The sequence below is a fragment of the Jatrophihabitans sp. YIM 134969 genome, from assembly GCF_054456675.1.
In genome coordinates, this window is sequence record NZ_JBTJEQ010000055.1 from 1 (window position 1) to 14,340 (window position 14,340).

Here is a 14,340-nt window from a genome sequence, read left to right on the forward strand (position 1 = left end):
CCTCCCCGCCCGCCGTCCCACCGCCGCTGCCGGGGACGGTCCCGGCGTCGCCCGCCCGCACGACGACGGTGGCGGCCCCCGCGGCCGGCCAGCGCAGTTTCGCCTGCCCCACCTGCGGTTCCCAGGTCGCGTACGTCCCCGGCACGACCGAGATGCGGTGCGGTGCGTGCGGCACGATCGTCCACATCGCGGCCGAGGGCACGATCGACGAACACTCCTACGACGACTGGGCCGCGCTGCCGAAGAAGCCGGTGGCCACTATCGGCGAGCAGGTCCTGGTCTGCCGCAACTGCGGGGCCCAGACCGAGACCGACGACATCGCCAGGCTGTGCCAGTTCTGCGGCGGGGTGCTCATCGCGCAGACGCAGCCCGACGGCCTCATCGCCCCCGAGGCCGTGGTGCCGTTCCACGTCGACAAGGCCGGTGCGAACGGGGCTTTCCGCACGTGGGTCCGCTCGCGGCGGTTCGCGCCCTCGGCTCTGAAGAAGGTCGGCTCGACCGAACAGATCCGCGGGACGTACATCCCGCACTGGACCTACGACGCCCGCACCGCCACCGAGTACGACGGCCAGCGCGGGGACTACTACTACGTCACGCGGACCCGCACGGTGCCCGACGGCAAGGGCGGAACCCGCACCGAGACCTACCAGGAGCGGCACACCCGGTGGCGTGACGCCGCCGGCCGCGTCTCGCGTGCGTTCGACGACGTCCTGATCCCCGCCAGCCACCGCCTCGACGCCGAGACCCTCGACAAGATGGGGCCCTGGACGTTGCGCGACGCGCGGGCCTACCAACCCGAGTACCTCGCGGGGTACTCGGCGCTGCGGTACGAGGTCGATCCCGACACCGGTCTCGGCCAGGCCAAGTCCTCCATGGGGCAGGTCATCGAGGGTGACGTCCGCGCCGACATCGGCGGCGACGAACAGCGCATCCAGGTCATGAACGTCCAGTACGCGGCGACGATGTTCAAGCTCATGCTGCTGCCGCTGTGGATCGCCTCGTACGTCTTCGGCGGCCGGACCTACCAGGTGCTGGTCAACGCCAACACCGGTGAGGTCGTCGGGGACCGCCCGTACAGCAAGCTCAAGATCACGCTCGCGGTCCTCGCCGGGCTGATCGTGGCGGCGGCGATCGTCGTGGCCGTCGTCCTGGCGAGGAGGTAGGAGCCGACCGTGCGCCGGATCGTGGTCTACACGCTGCTCTCGCTCGACGGCGTCGCCGAGTCGCCAGAGGTGTTCGTCACGACGTGGGACGACCTCCTCGACGCCAACCTCGCCGAGGTCATCGGGACCCAGGACGCGGTGGTGCTGGGCCGTCGCAGTCACGACGAGTGGGCCGCGTACTGGCCGACCAGCGACGTCGAGCCGTTCGCGACGTTCATCAACGGCGTGGCGAAGTACGTCGTGACCTCGACGCCGCTGACGCAGGACTGGCCGCACACCACCGTCCTCGACGGCGATCCCGCCGAGGCCCTGCGCGCCCTGCAACGTGAACCGGGCGGCGACATCGGCGTGCACGCCAGCATCAGCCTCGCGCGCTCGCTCCTGGTCTCCGGGGTGGTCGACGAACTGCGACTGGTGGTCGCGCCACGGATCGCCGGTGGGGGTCGTCGGTTCCTCGAGGACCTGCCCGAGATCGGGCTCGACCTGCTCGCGAGCACGTCGACGCCGACCGGTGCGCTGCTGCTGCGGTACCGCGTCGAGCCGCCGGCCGCCGACTGATCCGACCCGGCCCGGGTACGACCGGTCCCGGGTGTCGGATGGGCTCGGTCCCGTTCGTGGAGACGGTGAGGGCCGGGCACGGTGTCACGGCCACGGCGGGAGGTCACGGACGATGACGCACACACGAGCAGGGGACGACGTCCGACCGTGGCGCTTCGGGGTCGTCGCGCCGGTCCTCACCGACCTGCCGACCTGGCGCGACCACGCCCGCCGGATCGCCGACCTCGGCTTCTCGACCCTGCTGCTCCCCGATGTCCCGCACTGGCAGCCCGCGCCCGCACCGGCCCTGGCCGTCGCGGCCGCGGTCACCGACCTGCGGGTCGGGACGTGGGTGTACGCCGCACCGTTCCGATTGCCGTGGCAGCTGGCGTGGGAGGCGCACTCGATGTCGGTGGTGACCGAGGACCGGTTCGAACTGGGCATCGGCACCGGGCGCCCGGGCCTCGGGGAGGAACTCCGGGCCCTCGGCATGCCGCCCTCCCCGGACGACCGGGCGGCACAGATCCGCGCCGCCCTGACCGCGTTGCGGGAGCTGGACGGTTCCGACCGCCACACCCCGGTGGCGATGGCGGTGCGCGGACCAAAGGCCCTGGAGGTCGCGGCCGAGTTCGCCGACACCGTGAACATCGCCCAGAGAGCGGACCACTCGCGGGCCGAGGTCGTGCAGCTGGCCCGCGAGTTCCGTGAGCGCCGTGACGTTGAGTTGGCGCTGCACGTGTCGGTCGTGGGCGACACCGTGGCGCCGTTCATGGCCGGACCCGGCACCGACACCGCCGCCCTGCACGCCGCGGACTCACTGCTGGTGCTGCCGAGCGATCCGGACGCCGCGGTCGAGGAGTTGCTGCGCCGCCGCGAGGAGGCCGGCTTCAGCTACGTCGTCGTCGGCGCGAACGCGATGGAGCAGGTCGCGCCGGTGGTCGCCCGCCTCGCCGGGTGAGGACCGCCGGGCCGGAAGCCCGGCGGTCCGTTCCGGTCAGCGCTCGACGGACGAGGTGTGCGGGTCGAGCATGCGGTGCAGCGCGGTGCTGGTCGCCGCGCCGTAGACCAGGTGGGGCACGAGGTCGCGCAGGAACGTGACCGGCTTGTTCCAGTCGTCGCGGGCCGTGCCCGTGGCGAGCGCCAGGCCGGTGTTGACGGCCATGGCCGCGAGACCGGTGACGATCGCGGCCAGCGACGGCGGCGGGGTCGCGGAGGTCCCGCGGATCGCGCCGGCCACCGCACCGACGGCCACGCCGACACCCAGACCGCCGAGCGGACCGAGCGCCGCCGACCGGACCGGGTCGGTGTGGACCAACGCCGCCGCGGTTGCCGCGGGGTGAGGGCCGGTGGGCGACGCGGTGGGCGCGTCACCCCGTGCTGCCTGGTCGAGGTAGCTCACCGCGTTCTGCGCGCCGACCCCTGCTGATCCCGCCAACGCGCCGGCCGTGATGCCGGCCCAGATGCCTGCCATGTCGTCTCCTGACGTGTGCGCCGCTCCGGTGGAGTCGGCGCGTTGCTGCTCCCCGAGTGCTGCAGGGGCTCTCTGGAGCCGTCCCCAGGTGGTGGGGGGTCCGAACCGCCGGGGTGACGCCCGCCCCCCGCCCGGTCAGCGGCGCGCGGGGTCGAGCGGGAGGTGACGGGCGAGGTCGGCGAGGGTCCGGCGGACGATCTGCTGCTCGACCAGGCGACCGGCACCGGGGATCCGCGCGTGCGCCCGGCCCGTCACGTGCTCGGTGCACCCGGTCGCGGTCGGCCGCACCTCGACCCGGGCGGACACCGCGAGCGGACGGCCGGGGAACTCGACCTCGATCCGGCCCTCGACCACGCCGCTCGGGTCGGGCTCGCCCCACCACTCGGTCTGGACGACCTCGAGCACCCGGCCCACCACCGCGGCCGCGGGCCCGCGAGCACCCGTGGGGACCCCGCGGGTGCTGTGGACGACCTCGAGGTCACCCTCCCGCGACCGCCGCACCCGGACGTCCCTCGCGCCGTCGTCGACGAAGGCCCGCCGGCGACCCTCCAGATCCAGGACCTGGTCCCGGAGCTGGGCCGGCGCACCGCGCAACACCCAGGTGGCCTCGAAGGGCAGGGGGCTCATGCCGCACTCCACAACGTTCCGGCCCGACAGCCGGGCGGTTCGACGCGGCAGGCGTGGGCGCGACGCTACGCGACGCCGTCAGTCCAACTCGCCGCGCAGCGCGAGCGCGGTGAGTTCGACCCGGCCCCGCACGCCGAGCTTGCGGTACACCGACCGCAGGTGGGCCTCGACCGTGCGGTGGCTGATCGACAGGTCGACGCCGGCCTGCCGAGCGGTCGCGCCGGCGACCACGGCGTCGACGACCGCCCGCTCCGCCGGGGTCAGGGCGGTGTCGTCGGTCCGCAGGGCGGCGCGGCGGCGCTCGACCAGTTCGACGCCGGCGGCGTACCCCATGTCGGTGTAGAGGCGTCGGGCCGAGTCGAGCGCGTCGGACGCGGCCCGGGGGTCCTCGCGCCGCGCGTGGGCGTCGGCCAGGGCGAGCACGGTGCGGGCGTGTTCGAGTCGGAACGGCCGCGCGGCCGCGCGGACCGCGGCGGAGGCGAGTTGGGTGACGGCGCGGTCGGGCTCGCCCCGCAACGCCGTGAGGGTGCCGGTCAGACGGTCGACCACCGCCATGAGGCTGCGGCGGCCCCGGGGCCGGATGAAGGCGTCGAGGTCGTCGAGCAGGTCCGCCGCGGCGTCGAGGTCACCTCGCGCGAGGTGGGTCTCGACGAGGGCCACGTCGACCTCGTGCCGGCGGCCGGGTTCGTGGATGCCGAGATCGACGGCGAGGGTGAGCGCCTCGGTGAGGCAGGCGAGGGCTTCGTCGTGCCGGCCGTCGTCGAGGGCGGCGACGCCGCGCTGGTAGGCGACGACGACCTGCCACCGGGCGGGTCCGCGTTCGAGGCCCGCGGTCTCGCGCGCCAGCACCTCGGCCGCGGCGGCGGTGGAGGAGTCGGCGAGCGCCTGGGTGACCAGCGCCGGCAGCAGCAGCGGGAAGCGGGCCGACGGCACCCAACCGCGCCGCTCCCGCGCCTCGGCGAGCACCCGACGTGAGGCCCCGAACTCCCCGCACACCTGGTGGGTGGTGGCGAGGTGGACCCGGAAGGCGAACCCCGCGAAGTCCTCCCCGCTGCGGTCGGCGGTGTCGATGAGGGCGGGCAGGCGGGCGAGCGAGGTCTGCGGGTCACCGAGCTGCTTGCTGACGTACGCCGCCAGCGCGTCGGCGCTGTCCGTCGACGGCGGCGACAGCCCGGCACCACGCAGCGCGGGTTCGAGGCGGCGGCGGCGCTCGATGAGGTCGGCGTCGAGGCCGTCGCCGCGGTCGAGGCGCATCGTGCACAGCGATCCCAGCAGCATGTGGGTGGTCGGGCTCGGCCAGGTCGCGGTCTCCAGGACGGCGGCCGCCCGCTCCGCGATCTCGGACGCCTCGGTGCCGAGCGCCGTGCCGTAGTCACGGTCGGTGGTGAGCGCCGCTGCCACCGCGCGGCTCATCGGGTCGGCCCGCCGGGCGGCGGAGGCCTCGACCTGCCCGACCACCCGCTGCGCGGCGTCCCGGCCGTGGACCAGGGCGGCGGCGTCGGCGACGGCCGCGGCGAAGGCGTCGAACGCGGGCGGCGCCAGCAGGTCGAGGTCGACCTGTTCCGCCGTGGTCAGCACCGCGGTGAACGCGCCCTGCCGCAGGTGCAACGAGGCCAGGGCGGCGAGCCGCTCGCCGCGCACCCGCTCGTCGGTGTCGGGGGTGAACCGCACCGACTGCTCCATCAGCCCGACGGCCGAGGCGAGGCTCCCGCGCGACGCCGCCCACTCCGCCACCTCGGCGAGCTCGCGGGCGGTGGGTTCGTGCGGGGGCCGCTCGACCTCGGCCGCGAAGCGGACCCGCCGTTCGGGGTCCTCGGCGGCGTCGGCCAGCTGACGCAGCAACGCGGCCCGCCGCGCCTGGGGCAGCACCTGCAACGCGGCCTCACCGAGCAGCGGGTGCGAGGTGGTCCAGCGCTGGCCCGCCAGGCGGATGACCCCGACCCGTTCGGCGGCGTCGACCGCGTCCCGCGGATCCGCGAGCTCGCCCCCGACGGCGGCGACCAGTTCCTCGGTGAGGGGGCGGCCGGCCAGACGGACGGCCGCGACGACCAGGCGCTGCTCGTCGGTGAGGGCCGCGGCGAGCGCGGCGAGACGTTCACGCGCGGTCGGCGAAGCCCGCCGCAGGTCGACGCCCGCACCGGCCCGGGCGGCGCCGCTGCGGGCGAGTTCGACGGCCCAGAACGGGTTGCCGCCCGACTGCTCGACGACGGCGTCGAGATCGTCGGGGCCGAGGTCGGGTGCGACCTGGCGGACCAAAGCCCGGAGCCGGGGGACGGGGACGGGGTCGAGGTCGACGTCGAGGCGGGCGACCGCCCCCAGCCGTCGTCCCCGGTGGTCGCTGGTGTCCTCGGCGTCGTCGGCGCGGCCGGGTTCGGTGCGGATCGCGACCACCACGACGACCGGCACGTCACGCAGGCGGCGCAGCGCGAAGGCCAGCACGTCGCGGCTGTCGGTGTCCATCCACTGGAGGTCGTCGACGACCACCACGACCGGCCCGGCCGAGGCGGCCGCGACCAGCCGGTCGCGCAGGTGCAGCCCGAGCACCGGGGTGGTCGGCAGGTCGTCGCCGGAGGTGAGCGGCTCGGGGTCACGGCCGCACAGGGCGGCCAGCTCCTCGACGACGTCGGTGAGGGCGACGTGCGCGAACGCGGCCTCGGCGGCGATCGAGGTCTGGGTGACGACACGGTCGGACAGCTGCGCCGCGACCTCACGGGCGAAGGTCGACTTGCCGCTGCCGGCCTCGCCCCGGATGTACACGACCACCGGCTGCCCGAGAGACGTGGTCTCGCGAGCCTGCCGGACGACCTGGGCGAGCAGGTCCGAGCGCAGCGGCGCCGGGCGGGGCGACGCGGTGACGGCGTTACCAGACCGGGAAGAAGCCGTCACGGCGAGGGACTTTACGAGAGTCTGAGCTTTCGCGCGCTCTGTGACGGTACGTCGGCTTGTCCGGTGCCGGTGAGGCGCGCCGGGCTCGGTCGCCGGCCGGCGGGTCAGGCCGCGAGGTGCATCTCGGCGGCGCGGCGGCGGACCTGCTCGGCGTAGACCAGCGAGGCCCGGTGGGCGACGTCGCGGCCGGCCTCGGTGAGGCTGATGCGGACACCGCGGAGGTCCTCGTCCATGCCGCGGCGCTCCACCAGGCCGAGCTCGACCAGGCGGCGGCAGAGCTTGGTGGCCCCGCCGGAGGTGAGGCCGAGGCGGGAGCCGAGGGCACCCACCGCGCGGTCGGTGCGGCGCAGGGCGCACAGAGCCCGGACGTCGACCGCGCTGTGGCCGACGACGCCGGCCGCGGACTCCCAGGCGCTCCGTTCGACGGCGGCGACGCGGGTGGCGTAGTCGTGCCAGCGCCACGGGTCGACGGGCTGCGCGGCGGGGCGGCGCACGGGGCTCACGGCAGCGCGGGACGGTGAGAGGGCCTGGGTGGTGTGCGGAACGGTCCGGGCCGGCCGGACGGGCGTCGTCATCGCGGTCACGAGCACGACGTTAGGGCGATCCGGACACATCACCCCACGGTGGAACCACCACACCTTCCTGGACAGCCAACTGCGCACGGAGCGAACTCGGTGGATCCACCGAGTTACGTACGGGGACCGACCGGTGGTGGGATGACGCCGTGAACCTCACACCGCTGGTCGAGGCCACCTACGCCGGCCTCGCGGACGCCCTCGACAGGGCACCGGACGCGGTCTGGGACGCGCCGTCGTTGTGCGAGGGGTGGCGGGTGCGGGAGGTCGTCGCGCACGTGACGACGCCCGCCCGGTACACCGGCGAGCAGTTCGGCGCCGCGCTGGCCGAGGCCGGCGGCGACTTCCAGGCGCTCACCGACCAGATCGCCGCGCGTGACGCCGGGCTGCCGGCGGCCGAACACCTCACCAACCTGCGCTCCTCGGCGCTCGCGGCGTGGGAGCCACCGGGGTTCGGGGCCGCGGGGGCCCTCAACCACGCCGTGGTGCACGCCCTCGACGTCACCGTCGCACTCGGCTGGGCCGCTCCCGCACCCGACGACGCCCTGCGTGCCGTGCTCGACGCCCTGGCGGTGGAGGGTGTCGCCGGCCGCTTCGACGTCGACGTCACCGACCGTCGCTTCGTGGCCGTGGACCTGGACTGGGCGGCGGGCTCGGGCCGCCGGGTGGTGGCGAAGGCCGGGGAACTGGTCTCCCTGCTCACCCACCGCACGCTGCCCGACGGCCGCACCCTCGCCGACTGACGAGCCGGGCGCTCTCCCCGGTCAGCCGGGCCAGGCGCCGTGGGTCGGCACGCCGGCCAGCACGGTGGTCACGATCCCGATGTCGGCGATCGTGTCGGGCGCGACCGCCCGGGGGTCGGCGTCGAGCACCACCAGGTCGGCCGCGCGCCCTGGCGTGAGCGTGCCCGCGACCTCGTCGAGGCCACAGGCGCGCGCCGCCCCGGCGGTGTACGCGTGCAGGGCCTGGTCCACGGTGAGCGCCTCGTCCGGGCCGATGACCGCCCCCGAGGAGGACCGACGGGTCACCATGAACTCGATGGCGGCGAGCGGGGCGCCGTCCGCGACCGGCCGGTCGGAGGAGCCCGCGAGCGGCACGCCGGCGTCGAGGAACCCACGTCCGCGGTAGAGCCAGCCGGCACGACCCTCGCCGACGATGCGCGCGTAGTCGTCGCCGAACTCGGTGAGGAACCGCGGCTGCACGACGGCCGTCACCCCGAGGTCCGCCATGCGGGCGAGCTGGTCGGGGCGCACCAGGCCGGCGTGTTCGATGCGGGGCCGGGCGTCGGAACGGGGGGCGGCCGACCGGGCCTGCTCCACGATGTCCAGGGCGGCGTCGACCGCGCGGTCCCCGATGGCGTGCAGGGCCAGTTGCCAGCCGCCGGCGTGGGCTGCGACGGCGGTGGCGCTGATCGCGGCGAGGTCGGGGGTCAGTGCGCCCGCGGTCGTCGGCTGCACCAGGTAGGGCTCGGTCAGGGCGGCGGTGCGGGCCATCATGCCGCCGTCGAGCCACGCCTTGACCGCACCGAGCGCCACCCGGTCGTCGCCGAAGCCGGTGGCGAGCCCGGGCACGAGCGTGGCGGTGTCGCCGTCGTCGGGGTGGCCCGTGACGTGCTGCAACGCGTTCCACGCGACCATCAGCCGCACCCGCACCGGCAGTCGCCCGCTCGCGAGCGCGCTCCGGTAGGCCGCCGCCTCGACCCGTGACCGGCCGGTCAGGCCGCCGCCGATGCCGGCCTCGGCCACCGCGGTCACCCCCTGGCTGGCGCAGCGGGCGGCGCCGGCGGCGACCGCCTCGACGAGCTCGGCCTGGGCGTACGGGACCCGCAGCGCCGCGACCAGGTCGACGCTCTCCTCGAGGAACAGCCCGGTGGGGACACCCGCGGCGTCGGTGACCACGCCGTCCGGCCACCCGCCGGCGGGCTCGGTGACCGCGGCGAGCGTCGCCGAGTCGACGAGCTGGCCGTGTCCCGACGTGTGGACCAGCAGCAGCCGACGGCCGTGGGCCACGGGGTCGAGGTCGTGGCGGGTGAGGTGTCGTCCGAGCGGGCGCTGGTCGTACCCGACGGCGTCGACCCACGCCCCGGGCGGGGCCGCCAGCGCGGTCGCCTCGAGCCGGGCCAGCACCTCGGCGACGTCGGCCGCGCCGCGCAGGTCGGTCGCGCGTTCGGCCTGGCCCGCCCACACCAGGTGGACGTGCGCGTCGACGAAGCCCGGGACGACGGTGCGCCCACCCAGGTCGACGGTGGCGCGGCCGGTGACACCGGCGAGGTCGTCGTCGAGGCCGAACACCCGTCCCTGCCAGATCCCGAGCCGGCTCGCGGTCGGACGGGCCGGGTCCATCGTGACGATCGAGGCGTTCTCGATCAGCAGGTCGATCACCGGCGGGGCTTCGGCGACACCCACATCGTGATGTCGGCGTGGACGTAGACCGTGCCGTCGGTCGTGGTGAGGTCGACCGGCACGACGACCTCACGCGACTCGTCGGCTCCCAGCTCGGAGAGGTCGGGCACGGTGGCCGTGGCCGTCACCCGCGTCCGGGCGGTCGCGAGGTAGGCGACCGTCATCCCCTTCGGGATCCAGCGGTGCGACGCCGGCACGCTGACCTCGGTCGTCACCCCCGCCACGACCTCGGCGAGGTTGCACGAGGCGATGGCGTGCACGGTGCCGATGTGGTTGTGGACGCCCCACCGGTCGCGCATCTCGACCAAACCACGGCCGGTGTCCAGATCGACGATCCACGGCCGCACGGTGCGGAAGTACGGAGCCCGGAACCACACGGCGACCGAGAACAGGCGTCGGCCCCCGGGTACCCCTGACAACTTCCGGTAGGTGCGCAGCAGCGGCGAGGGCGTCGACACGCCGCGGAGCGTAGACGTGACAGCCCGCGTGCCGTGGGTAGGAGCCGTACATGACCCGTTTCGGCTACACCCTGATGACCGAGCAGAGCGGACCCCGCGAGCTCGTCTCCTACGCCGTCGGCGCCGAGGCGGCGGGCTTCGACCTGCTGGTCTCGAGCGACCACTACTTCCCGTGGCTGAAGGAGATGGGCCACGCCTCGTACGCGTGGACGATGCTCGGCGCCGTTGCACACGCCACCGATCGTGTCGAGCTCATGACTTACGTGACCTGCCCGACCCAGCGGTACCACCCCGCGGTGGTCGCCCAGAAGGCCGCGACGCTCGGGTTGCTCTCGGGCAACCGGTTCACCCTCGGCCTCGGATCCGGCGAGAACCTCAACGAACACGTGGTCGGCGCGCCGTGGCCGGTGGCCCGGGTGCGCCAGGAGATGTTGATGGAGGCGCTGCAGATCATCACGGCGCTGCAGAGCGGCGACCAGCTCTCGTGGACGGGTGAGCACTTCTCGGTGGAGTCGGCGAAGATCTGGGACGTCCCGGAGCAGCCGGTGCAGATCGGTGTCGCGGTGTCGGGCGACTCCTCGGTCGAGAAGTTCGCCCCCCTCGCCGACCACCTCGTCGCGGTCGAGCCCGACCCCGACCTGATCTCGAAGTGGGACGAGGTGCGCACCGCGGCGGGTCAGCCCACCAACCGCAAGATCGGGCAGATCCCGGTCTGCTGGGGACCGGACAAGGACGCCGCGGTGAAGCGGGCGCACGAGCTGTTCCGCTGGTTCGGCGCGGGCTGGCACGTCAACGCCGACCTGCCCACGCCCGTCGCGTTCGACGCCGCGAGCCAGTTCGTGCGACCCGAGGACGTCGCCGAGTCGATCGCCTGCGGGCCGGATCTCGACGAACTCGCCGAGTCGGTCAAGCCGTACCTCGACGCCGGGTTCACCGACGTCGCCCTCGTGCAGATCGGCGACGAGAGCCAGGAGCAGTTCCTGAGCGAGATCGCACCGGACCTGCTCACCCGGCTGCGCGCGCTGTGAGCACCACCGCCCCCGACGGCCAGACCCCGCCGAGCGTGGGGGAACTGGTCGCCCACCTGTCCGAGCAGACCTCGACGCTGGTGCGTCAGGAGATGGCTCTGGCCAAGGCCGAGATGACGCAGAAGGGCAAGGCCGCTGGCCTCGGCGTCGGGCTCTTCGGCGGCGCCGGCGTGTTCGTGCTCTACGGCGTCGGGGCGTTCGTGGCCGCGGCGATCATGGGCCTCGCCACCGCCGTCCCCGGCTGGCTCGCGGCGCTGATCGTCGGCGCGGCGCTGCTCGTCGTCGCCGGCATCGCCGCGGTGCTCGGGAAGAAGGAGGTCTCGCAGGCCACCCCGCCTGTTCCGGAGCAGACGGTCGCGAGTGTCAAGCAGGACGTCGACGCGGTGAAGGAGGCGATCTAGGTGGCAGACGAGGTCGAGGCTGCGAAGGCCGACATCGAGAAGACCCGTGAGGAACTGCAGGAGACCGTCGACCAACTCACCGACCGCCTCGACCCCCGGGTCCGCGCACGCGAAGCCGGCGAGTCGGTGAAGCAGACCGCGGCCGACGGTGTGGCCAAGACCAAGCAGGTCGCGAACCACGGTGTGCAGACCGCGAAGGACAAGCCGGTCCCGGTCGCTGCCATCGCGCTCGCGGTGGTCGCCGCCGTCGTGGGTGTCGTGGTGTGGAGGCGGAGGTCGCGCTGACTCTCCCGCACGGGCCGTGGTGGGGTTCCCGCGGCCGTCGGGCCGCGCGCGGTCTTCGGTGGCCTCCAGGGCGGCGCCGACCGCGGCGGCCGGTTCGCCGAGGCGGCCGGGCCGGACTGCTGGGCCACCGTCCCATCGGTGAGCCGTACCGGCGCGGCGGGGGCGGGACGCCGCGAGGTCGTCGGGTGGTGGTCTCACGTGGGTTGTCGGGCCGACCGAGAGAGCCTGTCGCGCGCAGCATGATCAGCGCGCGATGACGGTGCCGCTCCCATCGGGTAGTCCCCGGTGGCGCGGACGCGCGCACGCCGGCCTCAGAAGGGTGGGTCGCCGAGCTCGGGTTCGGGCATCGGGAGTCTCGCCGCGGGCTTGCGGTGTTCCGACCCGGCGGGGTCGGTCCAGATGCTGGAGTTGTCGTCCGGTCCACGCGCGGGAGGCCGGCGAGTCGGTGAAGCAGACCGCGGCCGACGGTGTGGCCGAGACCAAACAGGTCGCGAACGCTCTCCCGCAGGCCGTGGGAATCGCCGCGGCCGTAGGGGAGCGCGGTCTTCGGTGGCGTGGAGGCGGCCGCCAATTGCAGCGGCCGGTCCGCCGAGGCAGCCAGGCCAGACTGCTGGGCCACTGTCCCACCGGCGAGCCGTACCGGCGCGGCGGGGGCGGGACGCCGCGCGAGGTCGTCGGGTGGTGGTCTCACGTGGGTTGTCGGGCCGACTGAGAAAGCCTGTCGCGCGCAGCATGATCAGCGCGCGACGACGGGCCGCTTCCATCGGGTCGTTCCACGATCCGCGGACGCGCGCACGCCGGCCTCAGAAGGGTGGGTCGCCGAGCTCCGGTTCGAGGACGGGGATTTTCGCGGCGGGTTTGCGGTGCTTCTTGCCGGCGGGGTCGGTCCAGATGCTGGAGTTGTCGTCGGGATCGCGTTCGTGAATCCACTTGGTCTCGTGTTTGAGGCGGTGGTGACGTCGGCACAGCGCGTCGAGGCATTGCTCGCGGGTCTGGCAGCCGTTGTTCCAGTCGTGGCGGTGGTCCAGATCGCAGGTGACAGCGGGCCGGTCGCAGGTGGGGAAGCGGCAGTACTGGTCGCGGGCGATGACGAAGTCTTCGAGGTTCCGCGGTGGGCTGTAAGTCTTGCGGCCGTAGTCCAGCAGTTGCCCTGATGCCGGGTCGGTGAGGATCCGCCGCCAGGTGGCGCACTGATCGTAGGCGATCCGGCGGACGGTGGCGGCGTCGATCATGCCGTGACCGTGGAGGAAGCCGGGGAGGTCGTCCAACCCCATGAGGGTGGTCCAGCCGACGACGACCTGGATCTCCGGACGCTGCCCGTGCATCCGCGGCGCAGTCGCGAGGTCAGTGCCGGGTTCGGTGCTGGGTTCGGTGCCGGATTCGACGGTGGCAGGGCGCAACGGCCGCAGCGTGAGCTCCACCAAGGCGTCGGCGCGACAGTTGGCGAGGGTCCGGTCGTCGCCGGGTGTGTTGCGGGCCTTCGACGACCGGGCGTGCGCGTCGATGGTCTTGGCGACCGCATGACCCTGCTCGGCGGGGAGCAGCGCCCACAGCGAGCACATGCCGTCGGCTTCGACCCGGACCCGCACGTCGCGTTCCCGACGCCGGGCCCGGTTGCGAGCCTTGGCGCCTTCGGGGTCCACCCGGACGATCGCGGCCTGCAACGCCCGCTCCAACTGCGACGGGGTCCGCCAACCCGGGTCGTCCACCACCTCCGCGTCGACGGTGCGACCCACCTCGGGTTCGACGACCCGCAACGCGTTGGCAGCGACCCGGGCGTGATGAACGCCGATCGCACCGATCCGCAGCTGCGCGGAGATCGCCGGCGCGACCTCGACCAGGGTGACCGCCTGCATCATCCGGTGGTACGCCGACGTCCCCGCAACGCCGAGGGCCAGGCCGAGTTGCTCGGACCACCACTTGCCGGCGTCCCCGTCGGGTTCACCGCCGTCGGCGGGGGCGGCGTGGTCGCGGTAGGCGGCGACCATGACGTCGTTCTGGTGGGCGGTGCAGAACGCGATCATCCGCTCCCACCCGGCCACCGACGCGACCCGTTCCTCGTCGTCCAGACCAGTGGGATCCTGAGCCAGCAGAGCGCGCAGCAGGTCAGGCGAGGGAACCATCTCGTCGACCGCGACCATGGCTCGATTGTATATCGAACGATCCGCCGTCGCAAGAGAATCACTCGACGAAGTCGACTGATTCTCGGTCCAGACTGGTCACGGCGCCGCCGCCCGCGAACTAGAAGGCCCACGATCGAGAGCCGCCGCGCTTCTTGCAAGAGCCCGTCCTTGCGAAGCCAGAACCGCCACCCGCAAGCGAACGCCAGCCCCGCACGCAACACGTCGCGCATCTCGTAGAGCCCGTCCTTGCGAAGCCAGAGCTGCAACCCGCGAGCGAGGGCGGCCCGAGCGGCGACAGCAGCGCGCTTCGAAGCAGCCCCGCCCTTGCGAAGCGACAACCGCCACCCGCAAGCGCAACCCACCCCGGACGGCAACCCACCGCGC

General features: G+C 73.9%; 14 protein-coding genes. 7 read left to right on the forward strand and 7 right to left on the reverse strand.

What is annotated here, in order from left to right:
• From ACXR2U_RS20800 to ACXR2U_RS20810, 3 genes are all read left to right on the forward strand, one after another.
• Positions 1-1,163: TFIIB-type zinc ribbon-containing protein (locus ACXR2U_RS20800; protein WP_458826999.1), on the forward strand; the 1,163-nt coding region annotated here is incomplete at its 5' end.
• 9 nt (positions 1,164-1,172) lie between these two features.
• Positions 1,173-1,721: a dihydrofolate reductase family protein gene (locus tag ACXR2U_RS20805; RefSeq protein ID WP_458827000.1), complete on the forward strand. Its 549-nt coding sequence runs from the start codon at positions 1,173-1,175 to the stop codon at positions 1,719-1,721.
• Between the two features lie 112 nt (positions 1,722-1,833).
• A complete protein-coding gene (locus ACXR2U_RS20810) occupies positions 1,834-2,658 on the forward strand; it encodes an LLM class flavin-dependent oxidoreductase (protein ID WP_458827001.1) in 825 nt (274 codons plus the stop codon).
• A 36-nt stretch (positions 2,659-2,694) separates the two neighbouring features.
• On the opposite strand, the gene ACXR2U_RS20815 is transcribed toward ACXR2U_RS20810, so the two are convergent.
• The 4 genes from ACXR2U_RS20815 to ACXR2U_RS20830 all read right to left on the reverse strand — a co-directional run bounded on the left by ACXR2U_RS20815 (position 2,695) and on the right by ACXR2U_RS20830 (position 7,259).
• Positions 2,695-3,171, reverse strand: a complete 477-nt coding sequence (locus ACXR2U_RS20815; protein ID WP_458827002.1) for a hypothetical protein — start codon at positions 3,169-3,171, stop codon at positions 2,695-2,697.
• Between the two features lie 135 nt (positions 3,172-3,306).
• A complete protein-coding gene (locus ACXR2U_RS20820; protein WP_458827003.1) occupies positions 3,307-3,798 on the reverse strand; it encodes a DUF2505 family protein in 492 nt (163 codons plus the stop codon).
• 78 nt (positions 3,799-3,876) lie between these two features.
• Positions 3,877-6,684 (reverse strand): helix-turn-helix transcriptional regulator, encoded by a 2,808-nt coding sequence (locus ACXR2U_RS20825; protein WP_458827004.1) that lies wholly within the window; start codon positions 6,682-6,684, stop codon positions 3,877-3,879.
• 104 nt (positions 6,685-6,788) lie between these two features.
• Complete coding sequence (locus tag ACXR2U_RS20830) at positions 6,789-7,259, reverse strand: MarR family winged helix-turn-helix transcriptional regulator (RefSeq protein WP_458827028.1); 471 nt, start codon at positions 7,257-7,259, stop codon at positions 6,789-6,791.
• 149 nt (positions 7,260-7,408) lie between these two features.
• Between ACXR2U_RS20830 and ACXR2U_RS20835 the strand changes: the two genes are divergently transcribed.
• Positions 7,409-8,002 carry a maleylpyruvate isomerase family mycothiol-dependent enzyme gene (locus tag ACXR2U_RS20835; RefSeq protein ID WP_458827005.1) on the forward strand — a complete coding sequence of 198 codons (594 nt, stop codon included), beginning with the start codon at positions 7,409-7,411 and terminating at the stop codon, positions 8,000-8,002.
• Positions 8,003-8,023: 21 nt separating this feature from the next.
• On the opposite strand, the gene ACXR2U_RS20840 is transcribed toward ACXR2U_RS20835, so the two are convergent.
• Positions 8,024-9,640, reverse strand: a complete 1,617-nt coding sequence (locus ACXR2U_RS20840) for an amidohydrolase (protein WP_458827006.1) — start codon at positions 9,638-9,640, stop codon at positions 8,024-8,026.
• Positions 9,637-10,119, reverse strand: coding sequence for a hotdog fold domain-containing protein (locus tag ACXR2U_RS20845; protein WP_458827007.1), 483 nt, complete (start codon positions 10,117-10,119; stop codon positions 9,637-9,639). Before ACXR2U_RS20845 ends, ACXR2U_RS20840 begins: the two co-directional genes overlap by 4 nt.
• A 50-nt stretch (positions 10,120-10,169) precedes the next feature.
• Between ACXR2U_RS20845 and ACXR2U_RS20850 the strand changes: the two genes are divergently transcribed.
• Genes ACXR2U_RS20850 through ACXR2U_RS20860 form a run of 3 tightly spaced genes read left to right on the forward strand, consistent with a single transcriptional unit; the run spans position 10,170 to position 11,833 of the window.
• Positions 10,170-11,147, forward strand: coding sequence for a TIGR03557 family F420-dependent LLM class oxidoreductase (locus ACXR2U_RS20850; RefSeq protein WP_458827008.1), 978 nt, complete (start codon positions 10,170-10,172; stop codon positions 11,145-11,147).
• Positions 11,144-11,548, forward strand: coding sequence for a phage holin family protein (locus ACXR2U_RS20855; RefSeq protein WP_458827009.1), 405 nt, complete (start codon positions 11,144-11,146; stop codon positions 11,546-11,548). Before ACXR2U_RS20850 ends, ACXR2U_RS20855 begins: the two co-directional genes overlap by 4 nt.
• Positions 11,549-11,833, forward strand: coding sequence for a DUF3618 domain-containing protein (locus ACXR2U_RS20860; protein WP_458827010.1), 285 nt, complete (start codon positions 11,549-11,551; stop codon positions 11,831-11,833).
• Positions 11,834-12,636: 803 nt separating this feature from the next.
• Here ACXR2U_RS20860 and ACXR2U_RS20865 read toward each other — a convergent pair.
• Positions 12,637-13,974, reverse strand: a complete 1,338-nt coding sequence (locus tag ACXR2U_RS20865) for an HNH endonuclease signature motif containing protein (protein WP_458827011.1) — start codon at positions 13,972-13,974, stop codon at positions 12,637-12,639.
• Positions 13,975-14,340: the final 366 nt, after the last annotated feature.

Bases quoted from the DNA above. Each gene is read 5' to 3' on its own strand.
- ACXR2U_RS20850 (WP_458827008.1), top strand. From the start codon at position 10,170: ATGACCCGTTTCGGCTACACCCTGATGACCGAGCAGAGCGGACCCCGC.
- ACXR2U_RS20810 (WP_458827001.1), top strand. From the start codon at position 1,834: ATGACGCACACACGAGCAGGGGACGACGTCCGACCGTGGCGCTTCGGG.
- ACXR2U_RS20865 (WP_458827011.1), bottom strand. From the start codon at position 13,974: ATGGTCGCGGTCGACGAGATGGTTCCCTCGCCTGACCTGCTGCGCGCT.
- ACXR2U_RS20815 (WP_458827002.1), bottom strand. From the start codon at position 3,171: ATGGCAGGCATCTGGGCCGGCATCACGGCCGGCGCGTTGGCGGGATCA.
- ACXR2U_RS20830 (WP_458827028.1), bottom strand. From the start codon at position 7,259: ATGACGACGCCCGTCCGGCCGGCCCGGACCGTTCCGCACACCACCCAG.
- ACXR2U_RS20820 (WP_458827003.1), bottom strand. From the start codon at position 3,798: ATGAGCCCCCTGCCCTTCGAGGCCACCTGGGTGTTGCGCGGTGCGCCG.